The following is an 18,261-nucleotide window of genomic DNA, read 5'->3' as shown; positions in this document are numbered from 1 at the left end:
CGCGCTGTGAAGCTGAGCCGTGCGGGGGATCAATATCCGGCCTGCACAGGCTTGACTAAACATGCGAGGGGCGACCTTTCAAGTCAGAAAATCGATCAAATCCGCGATTTCGATGGATTCGCGGGGTTTTCCCCAAGTTTTTGCGCGATTTCGTGCTCAGGACGTGCCGCAATCCGCCGGATCACCGGGTTTATGCGCCAAAATGACGCGGTCGCGGCCGTCGAGATCACGGCGGGTCTCGATGTTCTCAAGGCCCTGCGCTGCGAAGAGATCGCTAACCGCCTGCGCCTGCGTCGGACCGATCTCGACGGCGAGGCGTCCGCCCGCCATCAGCCGCGCACCCGCGCCGCGGGCAATGGCGCGATAGGCGTCGAGCCCGTCCCCGCCCGGCGTCAGCGCCGAGAGCGGCTCCCAGTCACGCACGTCCTGAGAGAGCCCCGCCATCTCGTCTTCCGCAATATAAGGGGGATTCGAGACGATGAGGTCATAACGCCCCGGCACATTGGCAAACCAGTCTGAAATCAGGAACTTGGCGCGTTTGGCGACACCGAGCGCCTCGGCATTGGCTTTCGCGACCTCAAGCGCGGCTTGAGACAGGTCTGTCCCCGTCCCTGCCGCGAAGGGCATGGATTTCAGCAGCGAGACCAGGATGCAGCCGGTGCCCGTTCCGAGGTCGAGCGCGTGAACGAAGGGCCGCTCCAGCGCGACCTCGACCAGCAATTCCGTCTCCGGGCGCGGATCGAGCGTGTCGCGGGTGACGCGGAATTCATGCCCCCAGAACAGCCGCTTGCCGGTAATCTGGGCGACGGGCTGGCGTGCCTCGCGGGCAGTCAGCGCAGCCTCAAACCGGTCGACCGCGTCGTCCGGCAGCGGGTCTTGCAAGGCGAGCGTCAGCCGGTCGGGTGCGATCTGCAGCGCATGGGCCAGCAGCCTGCGCGCATCGGTCTGCGCGCCCTCGATCCCGGCCTCGCGCAGACGGCGGGACGCAGCGACCAGCGCATCCTGCGCCCTCACGCCTCCATCTCCGCGAGCTTGGCCGCCTGATCGTCGGCGATCAGCGCGTCGACCACTTCGTCGATCTCGCCTTCCATAACCTTATCAAGGGAATAGAGCGTGAGGTTGATGCGGTGATCGGTCAGCCGCCCTTGCGGGAAATTATAGGTGCGGATGCGCTCCGAGCGGTCGCCGGAACCCACCTGGGATTTCCGCGTCTCGGCACGTTCCGAAGCCGCGCGGTCGCGTTCGGCCTCGAACAGCCGCGCGCGCAGAACGGCCATCGCATTGGCGCGGTTCTGGTGCTGGGATTTCTCAGACGAGGTCACGACGATCCCGGTCGGGATATGGGTGATGCGCACCGCGGAATCCGTCGTGTTGACGTGCTGGCCGCCTGCCCCGGAGGCCCGCATCGTGTCGATCCGAATGTCATTGGCGGGAATGTCGATATCGACCGCCTCGACCTCGGGCAGAACGGCGACGGTCGCGGCAGACGTGTGGATGCGTCCGCCGGCCTCGGTTTCCGGCACGCGCTGCACGCGGTGAACGCCGGATTCGTATTTCAGCCGGGCGAAGACGCCCTCACCTTCGATGCGCGCGACGGCTTCCTTGACGCCGCCCAGCTCGGTCTCGGTCAACTCCATCATCTCGAAACGCCAGCCATGTTTCTCGGCGTATTTCTGATACATACGCAACAGGTTACCCGCGAACAGCGCCGCTTCCTCGCCACCCGTGCCGGGGCGGATCTCCAGGATCGCGGGGCGCGCGTCGGCGGCATCCTTGGGCAGAAGCGCCACGCGCAAGGCCTGTTCCATCTCGGGGATACGGGCTTTGAGACGCGGCAATTCCTCTTCGGCCAGATCGCGCATTTCCGGATCGGTCATCCAGCCTTCCGCCTCGGCCAGATCGGCGCGGGCCTGACGCCATGCCTCGATCTGGGTGACGACCGGCTTCAATTCGGAATATTCACGGCTGATCTCGGCGATCTTGGCGGGTTCCGCGCCAGCGTTGAGCAGCGCCTCGAGGTACTCGAAGCGCGCGAGGATCTGGTCGAGTTTCTCTTCGGGCAACATGGGATTGGTTTGGCGCGAAGCGTGCGGGGCGTCAAGCGGCGAGCGTTGTGAAGAGAGCGCCGCTTCCTCCCGTTGGTCCGGGGCGACCAGCCCCGGGCCGCGCCCAACTTTCCCGGGAAGGCGCGTTGTCGATGTCATCGTCATCGCAGGCTCAAGCGCCCACCGGGCTTGCGAGATTGAGCGCCCTGCCCCACACAAAGCCACGCGCCCACCCGGGGCTCGGACGCGTCCCTTACAAACAACGTTCCGTCATTGCCGCTTCGCAGCGCTGCGTCATCACATATCAGCAGACTGCCCACAGCTCCCTTTACGGCTCGGGTCCTATCACCTAGATAAACAGTCGAGTAATTCGATAGGCGCCCTGCCGGCGCCCCTGCCGATGGAAGAAGCCGCCATGACCGCCACGCCCGAAGAGCCGCTTGAAGGCACGCCGCTGATCAAGCCCTCGACGACCGACCATCCGCTCTACGATAATGTCGTGGAAGCGTGCCGCACCGTCTATGACCCGGAAATCCCGGTGAACATCTATGATCTCGGCCTCGTCTACACGATCGAGATCAGCCCTGAGAATGACGCGAAGGTGATCATGACGCTCACCGCTCCGGGCTGCCCCGTCGCGGGCGAGATGCCGGGTTGGGTTCACGATGCCGTGGCCTGCGTCGGTGGTCTGCGCGATGTCGATGTCGAGATGACCTTCGATCCGCAATGGGGCATGGACATGATGTCCGACGAGGCGCGGCTGGAACTAGGCTTCATGTGAGGCTTGGAGGGGCTCTGCCCCTCACCCTGCGGGTGCTTCCAGGATATTTCCGACCAAGAGGAAGGGAGCCGCGCGGCTCCCTTTTTGTTTCCTTGCATTTGCGCACACAACCTTCGCACTGCGATGGACTTGCCGCCCGTCCGCGCAGCCCCATGTCGTCTGGCCGAACGTCAAACCCGATGAGAGGACTGACATGGCTGATACGCTATTCTCCCCCACGAAGCTCGGCGCGATCGAGATCGCCAACCGCTTCGTGATGGCGCCACTGACCCGCAACCGTGCCCCCGATCTGCACCCGACCGATATGACGGTCGAGTATTATCGCCAGCGTGCAGGCGCCGGGCTGATCGTCACCGAAGGCACGCAGATTTCGCCGATGGGTCAGGGCTACGCCTGGACGCCAGGCATCTACAGCGAGGAGCAGGTCGCGGGCTGGAAGAAAGTCACCGACGCGGTGCATGAGGCTGGCGGCAAGATCGTCGCGCAAATCTGGCATGTCGGCCGGATCTCGGTGCCGCAGCTGCTGAACGGGCGTGACCCGGTCGGGCCGTCTGCGATCTCGGCCGAGGCCAAGACCTTCGACGGCGAAGGCTTCGTGGCGACTACCACGCCGCATGCGCTGACGGTCGAGGAAATCGCAGCGACGGTCGAAGATTACCGCAAGGCCGCGCGCAATGCGCAGGCCGCGGGCTTCGATGGCGTCGAGATTCACGCCGCGAATGGCTATCTGATCGATCAGTTCCTGCGCGACACCTCGAACAAACGAGAAGACGAGTACGGCGGCTCGATCGAGAACCGCACCCGCTTCCTGCGCGAAGTGGTCGATGCGGTCACCGAGGTGCTGGGCGCCGAGCGTGTGGGCATCCGTCTCTCGCCGTGGTCGAACGCGAATAACGTGGGCATCGACAGCAACACGGCCGAGCTGTTCGGCGCGGTGGTCGATTTCCTCAACACCAAGCCTATGGCCTATGTCCACTTCGTGGAAGGTCAGACCGGCGGTCCGCGCGAGTGGCCCGAGGACGGGATCGAGATGCTGCGCGCGAAGTCGAAAGCGCCGTATATCGCGAATAACGGCTACGACAAGGCGATGGCCGAAGCGGCGCTGAAAGAGGGTGCGGCGGCGGTGGCCTTCGGCAAGCTCTTCATCGCGAATCCGGACCTGCCCAAGCGTTTCGCGAAGGACGCTCCGCTGAACGAGCCGAACTCGGAGACGTTCTACGGCGGTGGTGCTCAGGGCTACACGGATTATCCGTTCCTCGACGAGTGACGCGAGCGCTAGAAAACGACCATGGAAGGGCTTAATAGCCCTTCCATGAAGGATCTTATTGTTTTCACCGGCGATATCGTCGGCTCAAGCCGACTAACGGCGTCGGAGCTGAGCGCGGCGCTCGATGCGATCGAGGGGGCGGCGGCAGTACTGCGGCCCGCACTGGGCGAAACGGCTTTCGCCCGCAATCGCGGGGATGGCTGGCAGATCGCGATCACCGAGCCGCGTCTTCAGGCCCGGCTTGCGCTGCTGATCCGGGCCAAGTTGCGCGCTCTGGGCGAGGCGTTCTCGACCCGGATCGCGATGGCCGAGGGCGACGGCACGCTGCCTGCCGATGGCAACCTGAACGGGGCATCGGGGGCGGTCTTCACCGCCTCGGGCCAACTTCTCGACAGTCTCGAGGGTCCGCGCATCGTCCATGCGTCAGGCGGACCGCTTGGCGCGGCACTGCGACTTTTCGATCATCTCTCGGAGAGCTGGACCCCGGCACAGGCACGCGCGGTCATGCCGATGCTGCGCCCCGATCCTCCAACCCAGACCGCCGCCGCCAGTGAAATCGGGATTACCCGACAATCGCTCGCACAAGCCTTGGCAAGTGCGGCCTATCCCGCCATCGTGGAAGCGCTGAGATTAATCGAGAACACCAGATGATCGAAACTTTCACCGCTTTGCTTTTTACACATACATTGACCGATTTCGCATTCCAAAGCGACCGGATGGCTCACCGCAAGGCTAAGCGAGAAATAACAGCATTCGCATCGCATCTTGCGATCCTTCTCGGTCTCAGCGCAGTTGCGCTCTTACAATTTTCGACCGGCTTTCTGATCGCACTCGCGCTCGTCTTCGCGAGTCATCTCTTGATCGACTTCGCGAAGAGCTTTGCTCCGCCGACCTTGAAATCATTCGTTTTCGACCAAGCTGCGCATCTGATCGCATATGCCTTTATTGCAGCTTGGTTTTCTGACCTCTGGGCTCAAGCGCTATGGTCAGACCATAAGTGGATTCCAGGAGTATACGCCTTGATCGCTGGCTCATTTATTACCGTGCGAGCCGGTGGCTTTGCTATCGAAAGGCTATTGACGAACTCAGGTTTTGGCCAAGAAAGCGCAAGCGCCCCAGCGGGTGGAGAGCTGATCGGCCTCCTTGAGCGAAGCTTAATATTCATTTTGATACTGGCAAACCAACCTAGCGCGATTGGATTTCTAATAGTCGCGAAGGTTTGGCGCTTCGATGCTCTTTCGAAGAGCGACACGCAGCTTAAATCCGAATATGTGATCATCGGCACGCTGGCCTCCTTCGGCTGGGCGCTCGCCGCCTCTTACGCCACGCTCGCGCTTTTGGGACATTTGCCGCCCCTTGGAATCCTGCCCGTGCCCGACTAAATTACTCGGTGAAGGAGAGCCCCCATGTTCAACGTTCCCGGACAAGACCCCGTAACCCTGACCGACGCCGCCGTCGCGCAGATCGCCAAGCTGATGTCGCGCGAAGACGCGGCTGGCTTCCGCATCGGCGTGAAGAAAGGGGGCTGCGCGGGCATGGAATACACGATGGAGGTCGCGGCCGAGGCCGGTCCGATGGATATCGTCGTGGAAAAGGGCCCCGCCCGGGTTCTGATCGCACCGATGGCGCAGATGTTCATGCTGGGCACAGAGATCGACTACGAGACCGGTCTTCTCGAAAGCGGCTTCAAGTTCCGCAATCCGAACGTCGTCGATGAATGCGGCTGCGGCGAGTCGATCAAATTCGCCGATATGGAAGCCCCCCAGACCAACGGCTGAGCCCCGCTCCCGCGCCAATTTGCCCTTTGCGAGTGCGATCCCCCTGCCCTAATGTCGGCCCGAATGACATAAGGGAGACAGGCATGCGCAAGAAGCTGGCCGCCGGCAATTGGAAGATGAACGGGCTCAAGAGCAACCTGGGCGAGGTGAAATCCCTTGTCGAGGCGCATCCCTCGCCCGCCTGTGACGTGCTCCTGTGCCCGCCCGCGACGCTGATCGGCGCGATGGCCGAGGCGGCGGGTGGCAAGCTCGCGGTCGGCGGGCAGGATTGCCACATGAACGAGAGCGGCGCGCATACCGGCGACATCTCGGCGCAGATGATCGCGGATGCGGGTGGCTCTCACGTCATCGTCGGCCATTCCGAACGCCGTGCCGATCATCATGAAAGCGATCTGATCGTGCGCGCCAAGGCCGAGGCTGCGATCGCCGCAGGCCTGATCGCGGTGATCTGCGTGGGCGAAACGGAAGCGCAGCGCGACGGCGAACAGACGCTCGACGTGATCGGCGAACAGCTTGCCGGCTCCGTCCCCGACGGTGCGACGGCCGCCAATTGCGTAATCGCCTACGAGCCCGTCTGGGCGATCGGCACGGGTCGCACGCCGACGCTGGATCAGATCGCGGAGGTCCATGACTTCATGCGCAACACGCTGATCGCGCGCTTCGCCGACGCAGGCAACGGCATGCGGCTGCTCTATGGCGGCTCGGTCAAACCCGGCAATGCCGAGGAGATCTTCGCGACCTCCAACGTCGACGGCGCGTTGGTGGGCGGGGCCTCGCTCAAAGCCAGCGATTTCGGCGCGATCATCGCCGCGCTGGAGGCAAGCTGAGCCGCATCCCGCTCGGCATCCGGGGGCCTCGAACACAAGGGCCGCGCGGCTTTCCAACGCCGCGCGGCCCACGCAATTTCCCCCGCCCCGCCTTGCGGGCGCCGCGCCGATCTCGTATCACGCGGACCAAGCTTTCAAGAGGATGACAGATGCGCGCCGAGACGCAGAATACCGTCGAACAGATCCGCAAGTCCCTGACCTTGCTCGGCCAGCGGATGGACCTCGAGACCGCGCCGCACCGGATCGAGGAATTCAACGCGATGATCGAAGACCCCACCCTGTGGGACGATCAGGCGCGCGCGCAGAAACTGATGCGCGACCGGCAGCAACTGATGGACAAGTTCGAAACCTATAACCGGATCAAGCAGGATCTGGAGGACAATGTCGAACTGATCGAACTTGGCGAGATGGAAGACGACGAGGAAGTCGTCTCCGAAGCAGAAGCGTCGCTCGCCGCGCTGAAGGAAACCGCCGCGTCGAAAGAGCTGGAAGCCCTTCTCGACGGCGAGGCCGACGGCAACGACACCTTCCTCGAGATCAATGCGGGCGCGGGAGGCACCGAGGCCTGCGACTGGGCCTCGATGCTGCAACGGATGTATGTCCGCTGGGCCGAAAAGCGCGGCTACGAGGTCGAACTGCAATCCGAAGAACCGGGTGCCGAGGCCGGGATCAAGTCCTGCGCCTATAAGATTTCCGGTCCCAATGCCTATGGCTGGCTGAAATCGGAATCGGGCGTGCACCGCCTCGTGCGGATTTCACCCTTCGGCAAGGGCACGCGCGAGACCTCTTTCGCCTCGGTCTGGGTCTACCCGGTCGTTGACGACAATATCGAGATCGAGGTGAACCCCGCCGATATCCGCATCGACACGTTCCGCTCCTCGGGGGCTGGCGGTCAGCACGTCAACACGACCGACTCGGCGGTGCGGATCACCCACCACCCGACCGGCATCGTTGTCACCTCGTCCGAGAAATCGCAGCACCAGAACCGCGACATCGCGATGAAGGCGCTGAAATCGCGGCTCTATCAGATGGAGCTGGAAAAGCGCACCGCGGCGATCAACGAAGCCCACGAGAACAAGGGCTCGGCCGGCTGGGGCAACCAGATCCGCTCCTACGTGCTGCAGCCCTACCAGATGGTGAAAGACCTGCGCACCCAATACGAGACTTCGGACACGCAGGGCGTGCTCGACGGCGATCTCGACGGGTTCATGGCAGCGACGCTGGCGCTCGGCCTCGAAGGCAAATCCCGCGCCGACGCGCAGGCGGATAGCTGATCGCGAATGACGGCGCGGGTTCACATCACCGGCGCCGCAGGATCGGGCACATCATCTTTGGGGGAACGCCTGGCTGACCGCTTGGGCGTCACCCATCTCGATACCGACGAATTCTATTGGGCCGAGAGCGACCCGCCCTACACCGTCAAACGCCGCCCCGCAGAGCGGCTCGCCTTGATGGAGGCGGCGAAAAAGCCCGAAGGCTGGGTGATCTCCGGCTCGCTCGACGGTTGGGGGGAGCCCGCGATCGCGGGCGCCGACCTTATCGTCTTTCTCACCGCTCCGACGCCGATCCGCCTCGCGCGTCTGCGCAAGCGCGAGGCGATGCGCTTCGGCGCGCGTATCCGCAAGGGCGGCGACATGGAGGGCAATCACGGCTCCTTCCTGACCTGGGCTGCGGGCTATGACGATCCGTATTTCTCGGGTCGCTCGCTCAGCCGCCATCACGAATGGCTGGCGGGCCGGTCTGAACCGATACTGGACCTCTCGGGCACACGGCCGCTGGATGAACTGCTGGCGGAGTGCCTCGAGGCCCTCGGAATGAAACCCTGATCCGGTTTGGCGCGTATCCTCACCACTAGCGAAAGGATGACCGCCGTGGAATTCAAGGACAAACGCATCTGGATCATGGGCGCGAGCTCGGGCATCGGGCAGGCGCTGGCGCGCGAACTGGCCGCCCGCGGGGCGCGGCTGGTGCTGTCTGCGCGCTCGGTCGAGCCGCTGGACGCATTGAAGGCAGAACTGGGTCAGGGCGAGGTGGTGCCCTGCGACGTCGCCGATCCCGAAAGCCTCGACGATGCGCGCGGCGAAATCCTGAGCCACGGGCCGCTGGATGCGATGATCATCACCGCCGCGCTTTACGATCCGGGCCGCGTGGAGCAGATCGAACGGGAGGCTGCGCGCAAGCTGGTGGAGGTGAACCTGCTCGGCACGCTATGGTTCGCGCAGGCCGCTCCCGGCTTGCTACGCGAAGGTGGGCAGTTGGTGATCTTCGGCTCCGTCGCGGGCATCTTCGGCCTACCGAAAGGGCAGCTCTACTCCGCCTCGAAAGCCGGCGTGATCAACCTAGTGGAAAGCCTGCGGGTCGAATATGCGCCCAAGATCGACGTGCGGCTGATCTCTCCCGGCTTCGTGAAGACTCGCCTGACCGAGAAGAACGACTTCGCCATGCCCTTCATGATCGAAGCCGACGAGGCCGCCCGCCGCATCGCAGACGGGCTGGCCAAGGATCGCTTCGAAACCCACTTCCCCCGCCGCCTGACATGGCAGCTCAAGCTGTTGAAACGCCTGCCCTATGCGCTCTCCCTGCGGCTGACGAAACGGATGGGCGGCTGAGCCTCGCGGCGACGCAGCGAGCAATTCTCTGGACAGATCACGCCCGCGTGACGCAACGTGAAGTTGCGGGCCTTTGGGAGAGGCCCTCAGTCAGGGAGAAAAGCAATGCAAACGATCGTGTCGCCGCCCTCCGAGGTGCCGCCTATCCGTGACCTTCAGGCCTCGGACATACCAGACATCCTGAAGGCGGGATGGAACGATTTCAAACGCGCCCCGGCCTTCGGTCTGATGTTCTCGGGCTTTTACGTGCTCGGCGGCATCGTGCTCTGGATGGTGTTCGCAGCGCAGGGCGAGGAATGGTGGCTGATCCCGTTCGCGCTCGGCTTTCCGCTGCTCGCCCCCTTCGCGGCGATCGGGCTTTATACCGTCTCGCGCAAGCTGGAGGCGCAGGAGCCGCTGATCTGGCGCGAGGTGATCGCCAGCTGCGTCTCGGAGAAGGATCGCCAGACGCCGTCCATGGCGATGCTGATCCTGATGATGTTCATGTTCTGGGTCTTCGTCGCCCATACCACCTTCGCGCTGTTCATGGGGCTGTCGGCCTTCACCAACATCTCCAGCTCGCCTGAGATCCTTCTGACCGGGAACGGGCTGATGATGCTGAGCATCGGCACCCTGATCGGGGCGGGTTTCGCAGCGATGCTGTTCTCCTTCACCGTGGTCGGCCTGCCGCTGATCATGGATCGCGAGATCGACATCATCACCGCCATCCTCACCTCGATGCGGGCAGTCGCGGCCAACCCGGTCTCGATGGCGATCTGGGCACTGGTGATCGCGGCGAGCCTGTTCGTTGGGATGCTGCCGATGTTCCTTGGCCTCTTCATCGTGCTGCCGGTTCTGGGTCATGCCAGCTGGCACATGTATCGCCGCCTCACTTCCTGAGGTCCGGGCGCCGTTTTCCGAGGGGCGCGAGATTTCGCGCCCCTTTGTCATGGAATTATTGAAAGGGAGATGGCGTGAACATATAGTGAACACATGGCAAGGATGACCCTCGATCAGAAACTGGCGATCCTCTCGGATGCGGCGAAATACGATGCCTCCTGCGCGTCGAGCGGCGGGCAGCGGCGCGACTCGAAGGATGGCAAAGGGATCGGCTCGGTCACCGGCTCCGGCATCTGTCACGCCTACACGCCGGACGGGCGCTGCATCAGCCTGCTAAAGATCCTGATGACGAATTTCTGCATCTATGACTGCGCCTATTGCGTGAACCGGGTGAGTTCCAACGTCACCCGCGCGCGGTTCTCTCCCGAGGAGGTCGTGACCCTCACGCTGGAATTCTACCGCCGCAACTATATCGAGGGGCTGTTCCTCTCCTCGGGCATTATCCGCTCGCCCGATGACACGATGGCCGACATGGTGCGGATCGCGAAGCTCTTGCGGGTCGAGCATAATTTCCGCGGCTATATCCATCTGAAGACCATCCCCGACGCAGCCCCCGAGCTGATCGAGGAGGCCGGCCTTTACGCCGATCGCCTCTCGATCAATGTCGAGCTGCCGACCGACCGCGCGGTGCAGGACTATGCGCCGGAAAAGGATCCCGCCCAGATCCGCCGCGCGATGGGCGACGTGCGGGTGCTGCGCGAGGCGCGGAAAGAACGCAGCTTCACCGGCAAGCGCCCTCCGAAATTCGCGCCCGCCGGGCAATCGACGCAGATGATCGTCGGCGCGGACGGGGCGAATGACACGACGATCCTGAAGACCTCGACGCGGCTCTATTCAAGCTACGCGCTCAAGCGTGTCTATTACTCCGCTTTCTCGCCGATCCCGGACAGCTCCGCCGCCCTGCCCCTGATCAAGCCACCACTGATGCGCGAGCATCGGCTCTATCAGGCGGATTGGCTGCTGCGCTTCTACGGCTTCGACGTGGACGAGATTTCGCAAGGCACCACCGACGGCAATCTCGATCTGACGATCGACCCGAAGTTCGCCTGGGCGCTGGCGAACCGGCATCTCTTTCCGCTCGACGTGAACCGGGCCGAGCGCGAGATGCTGCTGCGCGTGCCGGGGCTGGGGGTGAAGACGGTGAACCGGGTGCTGGCGACCCGCCGCCACCGGACGCTGCGCTACGAGGACCTGCGGCGCATGGGGGCGAATCTGAAGCAAGCGAAACCCTTCATCACGCTCTTGGATTGGCACCCGCGCGCACTGACCGATGCAGCCGATTTGCGCGCCCGCTTCGCCCCGCCACCGCAGCAGTTGCGGCTGTTGTGATGCGGACGATCACCCTGCCCGAGATCGGCACGTTCGAGGCCTGGCGAGACGAGGCCCGCGCAGGCTTGGGCGCTGGCATCCCGCCCGAGGAGCTTCTCTGGCATCGCGGGGCGGGTGAGGCCGATCTCTTCGCGCAGGACGCCCCTACCCCCACGGGCAGCGCTGTGAGCGTGCCAAAGGGCTTTGTCGACCTCGCCCGGCTCGTGGTCTGTCATCGCGACCCGGAACGCTTCGCGCGGGCTTACGCAGTGCTCTGGGCGCTGCGATCCGACAAGCGCCTGCTGGAAGACCGCGCCGATCCGCGCATCGACCGACTGAACCGCATGGCCAAGGAGGTCTCGCGCGACCGCCACAAGATGACGGCCTTCGTGCGCTTCCGCGAAATCGGGGCGCCCGACGCCCCACGTCGCCGCTTTGCCGCGTGGTTCGAACCCACGCATTACATCTGCGAGCTGACCGCGCCGTTCTTCGTGAAACGTTTCGGCGACATGGACTGGTCGATCTTCACGCCCGATCTGACGGCGCATTTCGAAGCGGGCAAACTGCGCTTCAGCGAGGGGCAGCCGCGCCCCGACCTGCCCGAGGATGCCGCCGAAGACCTCTGGCGCACCTATTTCCGCAACATCTTCAACCCGGCGCGGCTGAAGGTCGACGCGATGCAATCCGAAATGCCGCGCAAATATTGGCATAACCTCCCCGAAGCCAGCCTCATCCCCGAGATGATCGCCACCGCGCAGGCCCGCGCAGAGGAGATGGCTTTGAGTGCCCCCACGCTGGCCCCGGCCCGTGCAGGCAAGATCACCGAGCGGCTGGCAAGCGACCGCGCCACCCCGCCGCCTGTCGGCGACCGCGCGGAGCTGCTCGCCGGGCTGAACGCTTGCCGCCGCTGCCCACTTTGGGAGAACGCCACGCAGCCAGTGCCGGGCGAAGGGCCGCTGGATGCGCCGCTGATGATCGTGGGCGAGCAGCCGGGCGATTTCGAGGATCTCGAGGGCCGCCCCTTCGTCGGCCCTGCAGGCCAGCTTTTCGACGAGGTGGCTGCGCGGGCTGGTCTGTGCCGCGATCGCGCCTTCATCACCAATGCGGTGAAGCATTTCAAATTCACCCCGCGCGGCAAACGGCGCATCCACCAGTCGCCCGACCGGCAGGAAATTCATCACTGCCGCTGGTGGCTCGACCGGGAACGCGCTCTGGTAAAGCCGAAGGCGATCCTTGCGATGGGCGCGACGGCGCTGGAGAGCCTCACCGGGGATCGGCGCGGCCTTCTCAAGCGGCGCGGCACGGTGGAGGTACTCGACGATGGCACGCCGATGCTGATCACCATGCACCCGTCCTACCTGCTGCGCCTGCCCGACATGGAAAAGCCCGCTATGCTGCGGGCTTTCGAGGCGGATCTGGTCCGCGCGGTGCAGATGGTGGCGTGAGGCGTCAGCCCAGCACTGCAAGGCTCGGGAAGGTCTCCAGCAGCCAGAAACTGATCGCCGAGAACGCATTGGTCAGCAGCAGAATCCCGACGACGACCAGCAGCGCGCCCATCGTCTTCTCGATGATGCCCATATAGGCCTTGAGCCGGTTCATTACCCCGATCGCACGCTGGATGAACAGCGCGGCCAGCAGGAACGGAATGCCCAGACCCAGCGCATAGACCGCCAGCAGCGCGGTGCCGCGCGCCTGATCGCCGCCTTGGGCGGCCAGCGACAGGATCGCACCCAGCTGCGGGCCGATGCAGGGCGTCCAGCCGAAGGCGAAGGCGAGCCCCAGCACATAGGCACCCAAACTCGAGCCGCCCCGGTCGCCCGCATCCAGCCGCGCCTCGCGGTCGAGGATCGGGATGCGGAAGACGCCGAGGAAATGCAGGCCGAGGATCACGATCACCCCGCCCGCGATCCGTCCGAACAGCACCTGATTGGTCAGGAAGAACCGCCCGAAGGTCGAGGCGGCGAACCCCAAGAACAGGAACACCGTCGACAGACCAAGAACGAAGAACAGCGCAGGCACCGCCGCCGAGCGTTTGCCCTCGCGCAGGTCGCCCATGCTGACCCCGCCCATATAGGCGAGATAGGGCGGCACGATCGGCAGCACGCACGGGCTGAGGAATGACAGCAGACCCGCAAAGAGCGCCACGAAAGCGGCGGGCAGGAAAGCGGCAGAGACGAGATCGATTCCAAACATGTTCTTCCTCTACCCCATTCCTCGCGCGCGGTCACCGGGTCGTGAGATAACAACAGCGTGGACAAATCAGCGCGGGCGCGCGAGAACCTCCGGCATGAAACCCGATGTCGAAATCGATGCAAAGGGGTTGTTGTGCCCCCTGCCCGTCTTGCGCCTGCGCAAAGCGTTGGAGGCGGCCGCGCCCGGCACGCTGGTCCAGCTGGTCGCGACCGACGGGGCGAGCTGGATCGACGTGCCCCATTTCTGCGCGCAATGCGGACACGAACTGGTCGAGGCAGAGGATTGGGAAGGCGTGAAGGTCTATCTCGTACGCAAGGGCTGATGGCCCTCGCGTTGCGCACCTGCCCGGCGTCGGCCCGCCGCTGATGATCAGTCTCCCGATGCTGGTATGGCTGGCCGAGGAACTGGACCACTTGCCGAGGACACAAGCGCGTGCCAATCTCCGGCCATTCTCAGGGCGGGGCGAAATTCCCCACCGGCGGTATGCGGCGAAATCCGCGAGCCCGCGAGCGCCTCGCCGTCGTGCAAGGGTCAGCAGATCAGGTGCGAGGCCTGAGCCGACGGTTACAGTCCGGATGGAAGAGAATATGCAGCCGATCCCGCGCCTTCTCGCGCGGGCGCGGCCTGTATGTGATCGCCTTGGGTGACGTGTCGCTAGCAAGGAGATCACGATGACACACACCCGTTACGCTTTTATCAAGGCCAATTGGCACGCTGATATCATCGACCGCGCGCTCGAGGGGTTTCTCGAAGAGATTCCGGCGGCGCAGGTCGATGTCTTCGACGTGCCCGGCGCGTTCGAGCTGCCGCTGAGGGCGCAGGAACTGGCCCGAACGGGCCGCTACGCGTCGATCGCGGGCGCGGCTCTGGTCGTCGATGGCGGAATCTACCGGCATGATTTCGTGGCGCAGGCCGTGGTGAAGGGCCTGATGCAGGTGGGGCTGGAGACGGGCGTGCCCGTGCTGTCGGTCTCGCTGACACCGCATCAGTTCCAGGAGACCGATCACCACCGGGCGATCTTTGGCAGCCATTTCGTCGAGAAGGGCCGCGAGGCGGCGCGGGCGGCGCTGCAACTGACCCGCCATGCACAGGAACTGGCCGCCTGAGCGCGGATAAGCAGATATGAAAACGAAAAAGGCCGGGCGCTCTGCCCGGCCTTTCTCAAATCTGAGGCTGCCTCAGCGGCTCCACCAGCCCCGTTTCTTGGGCTTGGGCGCCTCCTCGGTCATGGTTTCGCCCTCGGCTTCGGTTTCCGCGAAGGCCGGACCACCGGGCAGTTCGACCGGAGCATCAGGCTGCGGCGTTTCCGGAGGCTGCTCGAACGGGGTTTCCGGCTCGGGCGCGGGCGGCGTTTCCTGCGGCACGTCGGCAGGGGTTTCCTGCGGCGTAGGCTCGGGCGTCTCGACGGGCGCGTCGGGCTGCGGCGTCTCCTGCGGCTCGGTCGGCGCGTCGGGCTGCGGGGTTTCGGGCGGCTCAGGGCTCTCGGGCGTCTCCGCTACGGGCTCCTCGACCTTCTTGCGCGCACGGGAGCGGCGCTTGGGTTTGGGCGCCTCTTCCTCCGCCGCTGCGGCCTCGACCTTGGCGCCGGCGGCGCTGCCTTCGACGGCGGCTTGCGCATCCGCCTCGGGATCCACCTTCTTGCGCGACCGCGTGCGGCGCTTCGGCTTGGGTGCTTCTTCCTCGGCCTTGGTCTCGGTGCCCTCAACCGCAGCTTCCGCAGTCTCGGCGTCCGCTTTCGGTTCTTCGACCTTCTTGCGGGCGCGCGAGCGGCGCTTCGGCTTCGGCGCTTCTTCCTCCGGCTGAGCCTCGGTCTTGACGTCGGTCTGCGCCTCGGTCTTGGCCTCGTCCGCCGGAGCCTCTGCCGCTTGCGCGGGTTCGGCCTTGGCGGGCGCGTCCTGACCTCCGGTCGGTTCAGACTTCTGATCGTCCGACTTGTGGTCGCCCGACGACTGATCGCCGTTCTCCGAAGAGTCGTTATTCTCCCCGTTCTCGCCATTCGACTTCTTGCGACGGCGACGGCGGCGGCGCTTCTTCTTAGGCTGCTCCTCGGCCTCGGTCTCGACCTCCGGGGTCTGCGCCTCGGCTTCGGCCTCGGTCTCGTCCTCCGCCTCGTCGATTTCGGCCATCAGGCTTGCCGACGCCGACACCACGGGGCTGTCCACTTCCGCAACATTGCGGGTCGCGGTCTTGAACTTCTCGATGGTGAAATCGGGCGAGACTAGCTCGGGCGCGGCCTCGATGCGCACGGACATACCGTAGCGGGCCTCGATCACTGCCACATGTTCGCGCTTGGCGTTCATCAGGTAGTTGGCGACCGCGACGGGCGCACGCACCAGAACCTCGCGGGTCCGTTTGCGGGTCCCCTCTTCCTCGATCGCGCGCAGAACGCTCAGCGCGAGGCTGTCATCGGAGCGGATCAGGCCGGTGCCGTGGCAATGGGCGCAGGGCTGCGTCGTGGATTCGATCATGCCCGGACGCAGGCGCTGGCGGCTCATCTCGAGCAGGCCGAAGCCGGAGATGCGTCCGACCTGAATGCGCGCGCGGTCGGTCTTGAGGCGCTCTTTCATGCGCTTTTCGACGGCCGAGTTGTTCTTGCGCTCGTCCATGTCGATGAAGTCGATCACGATCAGCCCGGCGAGGTCGCGCAGGCGCAGCTGGCGGGCCACTTCGTCGGCGGCTTCAAGGTTGGTCTTGAGCGCGGTTTCCTCGATCGAGCCTTCCTTGGTGGCCCGGCCCGAGTTCACGTCGATCGCGACGAGCGCTTCGGTCACGCCGATCACGATATAGCCGCCCGACTTCAGCTGAACCGTCGGGTTGAACATCGAGGCGAGGTAGCTTTCCACCTGATGGCGCGCGAAGAGCGGCAGCGACTCGGCGTAGTGCTTCACGTTCTTGGCGTGGCTCGGCATGATCATCTTCATGAACGCCTTCGCCGCGCGGTAGCCGCGCTCGCCCTCGACAAGAACCTCGTCGATATCCTTGTTGTAGAGATCACGGATCGAGCGCTTGATCAGATCGCCTTCTTCGTAGATCGGCGCCGGGGCGACGGATTTCATCGTCAGATCGCGGATCTGCTCCCACAGGCGCATCAGGTATTCGTAATCGCGCTTGATCTCGGTCTTGGTGCGCTGCGCGCCCGCCGTACGCACGATCAGGCCGGCACCTTTCGGCACGTCCAGCTCGCCCGCGATTTCCTTGAGCTTCTTGCGGTCGGCGGCGTTGGTGATCTTGCGCGAGATGCCACCACCGCGCGCGGTGTTGGGCATGAGCACGCAGTAGCGGCCTGCCAGCGAGAGATAGGTGGTCAGAGCGGCGCCCTTGTTGCCGCGCTCTTCCTTGACGACCTGCACCAGCATGATCTGGCGCACCTTGATCACTTCCTGGATCTTGTAGCGGCGCGGACGCGGCTTGCGGGCCGGACGGATCTCTTCCTCGACATCCTCGTCGGCGACGGATTCGATGCCGCTATCGGCCTCGGCCGCGTCGTCGTCATCCTCCTCCGTGTCGTCGCTGTCATCCTCGTCGGATTGCGCAGCTTCCACAGCCGCGGTTTTCTCAGCAGCTTCCGAAGCGGGCGCTTCCTCGGCCGGAGCTTCGGAGGTTTCCGTCTGCGCGTCCGCTTCCGCCTCTTCGCTGGCGGCATCGGCGTTCTCGTCTTCCGCCTCGGGATCGACGACGCCCATGCCCGGGATCTCGTCCGAGCTGACGACCGCGTCGTCCTGCTTGGCCTTTTCCGCCTTGTTCGAGGACCGGCGCGAGCGGCGGCGGCGTGATTTCGGCTTTTCCTCTTCCTCGGCAGCGGCCTCGGCAAGCTGTCGCTCTTCTTCGAGGAGCGCTTCGCGGTCGGCGACAGGGATCTGGTAGTAATCGGGGTGGATTTCCGCGAAGGCGAGGAACCCGTGCCGGTTTCCGCCGTAGTCGACGAATGCCGCCTGCAGCGACGGTTCGACGCGCGTTACTTTCGCGAGATAGATATTGCCGGCGAGCTGCCGTTTGTTGATGGTCTCAAAGTCGAATTCCTCGACCTTGTTGCCGTCCACCACCACGACGCGGGTCTCTTCCGCGTGGGTGGCATCGATAAGCATCTTCTTTGCCATGTAATTCCAATAGGTCAGCCCTTTGCGACCGGCCCGGGGGCGCGGCGCTGTCTTGGGCTGAAACTGTCCTTGAGGCGAGGCTGCGGACATGCGCGCAGACGGCGGTGGCGTCGAGCCTGCCCGTCTTCATCTGCGAAATCCCGTCACGCATCATCGCGGTTCTTTCCAAGGCGCGGTCGGCCTTAGCCGCTTGGCGCCCAATTAACGGCCTCCATCCCGGCATATGCGGCAGAGGGAGACAAACTTGCGGCCTTTCGGCCAATCGGTTGAGCCGGGGCCCCTTGCGCATCATCTGCGCCGGATCGGCCAAGGCATCAGCGAATTTCGGAGGGTTCACACGTTTGGCGTGAAACCGACTGGTTTCGACCATAGCGGCACAGCCACCGGGAACACAATCGAATTTTCGTAACGGAAGGGTTAATCGCGCCCCGATTCCGGGCAAAGATCAACGATTGGTCAGGCCCGTCCCGGGGATTT

18 protein-coding genes and 1 riboswitch are annotated in these 18,261 nt (G+C 64.4%); of the genes, 14 read left to right on the top strand and 4 right to left on the bottom strand.

Annotated elements, in window-relative coordinates; translation table 11 throughout:
- Window positions 1-156 precede the first annotated feature (156 nt).
- Window positions 157-1,014 carry a peptide chain release factor N(5)-glutamine methyltransferase gene (gene prmC / locus BMG03_RS08710; protein ID WP_075774560.1) on the bottom strand — a complete coding sequence of 286 codons (858 nt, stop codon included), beginning with the start codon at window positions 1,012-1,014 and terminating at the stop codon, window positions 157-159.
- Window positions 1,011-2,066, bottom strand: a complete 1,056-nt coding sequence (prfA, locus tag BMG03_RS08705; protein ID WP_075774738.1) for a peptide chain release factor 1 — start codon at window positions 2,064-2,066, stop codon at window positions 1,011-1,013. Before prfA ends, prmC begins: the two co-directional genes overlap by 4 nt.
- A gap of 394 nt (window positions 2,067-2,460) precedes the next feature.
- On the opposite strand from prfA, the gene BMG03_RS08700 reads away from it, so the two are divergent.
- From BMG03_RS08700 to BMG03_RS08645, 12 genes are all read left to right on the top strand, one after another.
- Window positions 2,461-2,826: a DUF59 domain-containing protein gene (locus BMG03_RS08700; protein ID WP_075774559.1), complete on the top strand. Its 366-nt coding sequence runs from the start codon at window positions 2,461-2,463 to the stop codon at window positions 2,824-2,826.
- 193 nt (window positions 2,827-3,019) lie between these two features.
- The gene (locus BMG03_RS08695; protein ID WP_075774558.1) at window positions 3,020-4,093 is read left to right on the top strand and encodes an alkene reductase; all 1,074 of its coding nucleotides are present in this window, start codon (window positions 3,020-3,022) and stop codon (window positions 4,091-4,093) included.
- A 45-nt stretch (window positions 4,094-4,138) separates the two neighbouring features.
- A complete protein-coding gene (locus tag BMG03_RS08690) occupies window positions 4,139-4,744 on the top strand; it encodes a hypothetical protein (protein WP_075774557.1) in 606 nt (201 codons plus the stop codon).
- Window positions 4,741-5,475, top strand: a complete 735-nt coding sequence (locus tag BMG03_RS08685; protein WP_075774556.1) for a DUF3307 domain-containing protein — start codon at window positions 4,741-4,743, stop codon at window positions 5,473-5,475. Before BMG03_RS08690 ends, BMG03_RS08685 begins: the two co-directional genes overlap by 4 nt.
- 24 nt (window positions 5,476-5,499) lie before the next feature.
- Window positions 5,500-5,871, top strand: coding sequence for a HesB/IscA family protein (locus tag BMG03_RS08680; RefSeq protein ID WP_075774555.1), 372 nt, complete (start codon window positions 5,500-5,502; stop codon window positions 5,869-5,871).
- Window positions 5,872-5,954: 83 nt separating this feature from the next.
- Entirely contained in the window at window positions 5,955-6,698 is a 744-nt protein-coding gene (gene tpiA, locus BMG03_RS08675; protein ID WP_075774554.1) for a triose-phosphate isomerase, read from the top strand.
- Between the two features lie 149 nt (window positions 6,699-6,847).
- Complete coding sequence (gene prfB / locus BMG03_RS08670) at window positions 6,848-7,972, top strand: peptide chain release factor 2 (RefSeq protein WP_075774553.1); 1,125 nt, start codon at window positions 6,848-6,850, stop codon at window positions 7,970-7,972.
- A gap of 6 nt (window positions 7,973-7,978) precedes the next feature.
- Window positions 7,979-8,524: an AAA family ATPase gene (locus tag BMG03_RS08665; protein ID WP_075774552.1), complete on the top strand. Its 546-nt coding sequence runs from the start codon at window positions 7,979-7,981 to the stop codon at window positions 8,522-8,524.
- Between the two features lie 45 nt (window positions 8,525-8,569).
- Complete coding sequence (locus BMG03_RS08660) at window positions 8,570-9,307, top strand: SDR family NAD(P)-dependent oxidoreductase (RefSeq protein ID WP_240497800.1); 738 nt, start codon at window positions 8,570-8,572, stop codon at window positions 9,305-9,307.
- A 105-nt stretch (window positions 9,308-9,412) separates the two neighbouring features.
- Complete coding sequence (locus tag BMG03_RS08655; RefSeq protein WP_075774550.1) at window positions 9,413-10,186, top strand: DUF2189 domain-containing protein; 774 nt, start codon at window positions 9,413-9,415, stop codon at window positions 10,184-10,186.
- 93 nt (window positions 10,187-10,279) lie between these two features.
- On the top strand, window positions 10,280-11,515 hold the full coding sequence (locus tag BMG03_RS08650; RefSeq protein ID WP_075774549.1) for a putative DNA modification/repair radical SAM protein: 1,236 nt from the start codon (window positions 10,280-10,282) through the stop codon (window positions 11,513-11,515).
- Window positions 11,515-12,939 (top strand): UdgX family uracil-DNA binding protein, encoded by a 1,425-nt coding sequence (locus BMG03_RS08645; protein WP_075774548.1) that lies wholly within the window; start codon window positions 11,515-11,517, stop codon window positions 12,937-12,939. Before BMG03_RS08650 ends, BMG03_RS08645 begins: the two co-directional genes overlap by 1 nt.
- Window positions 12,940-12,943: 4 nt before the next feature.
- Here BMG03_RS08645 and BMG03_RS08640 read toward each other — a convergent pair whose 3' ends face one another.
- Window positions 12,944-13,687, bottom strand: a complete 744-nt coding sequence (locus BMG03_RS08640) for a cytochrome c biogenesis CcdA family protein (RefSeq protein ID WP_075774547.1) — start codon at window positions 13,685-13,687, stop codon at window positions 12,944-12,946.
- Between the two features lie 94 nt (window positions 13,688-13,781).
- Here BMG03_RS08640 and BMG03_RS08635 point away from each other — a divergent pair, with 94 nt between their 5' ends.
- Window positions 13,782-14,009 carry a sulfurtransferase TusA family protein gene (locus BMG03_RS08635; RefSeq protein WP_075774546.1) on the top strand — a complete coding sequence of 76 codons (228 nt, stop codon included), beginning with the start codon at window positions 13,782-13,784 and terminating at the stop codon, window positions 14,007-14,009.
- A gap of 122 nt (window positions 14,010-14,131) precedes the next feature.
- A riboswitch (FMN riboswitch) is annotated at window positions 14,132-14,278 on the top strand.
- Between the two features lie 80 nt (window positions 14,279-14,358).
- Window positions 14,359-14,793, top strand: coding sequence for a 6,7-dimethyl-8-ribityllumazine synthase (locus tag BMG03_RS08630; protein ID WP_075774545.1), 435 nt, complete (start codon window positions 14,359-14,361; stop codon window positions 14,791-14,793).
- A gap of 72 nt (window positions 14,794-14,865) precedes the next feature.
- Here the strand turns inward: BMG03_RS08630 and BMG03_RS08625 are convergent, their stop codons facing one another.
- Window positions 14,866-17,784: an Rne/Rng family ribonuclease gene (locus tag BMG03_RS08625; protein ID WP_075774737.1), complete on the bottom strand. Its 2,919-nt coding sequence runs from the start codon at window positions 17,782-17,784 to the stop codon at window positions 14,866-14,868.
- Between the last annotated feature and the right edge of the window lie 477 nt (window positions 17,785-18,261).

Origin of the sequence: Thioclava nitratireducens, from assembly GCF_001940525.2 — a bacterium.
In the GTDB taxonomy this organism is placed as follows: domain Bacteria; phylum Pseudomonadota; class Alphaproteobacteria; order Rhodobacterales; family Rhodobacteraceae; genus Thioclava; species Thioclava nitratireducens.
The sequence above is the reverse complement of the archived record's forward strand: the minus strand, read 5'-3'. Positions and strand labels throughout refer to the sequence as shown.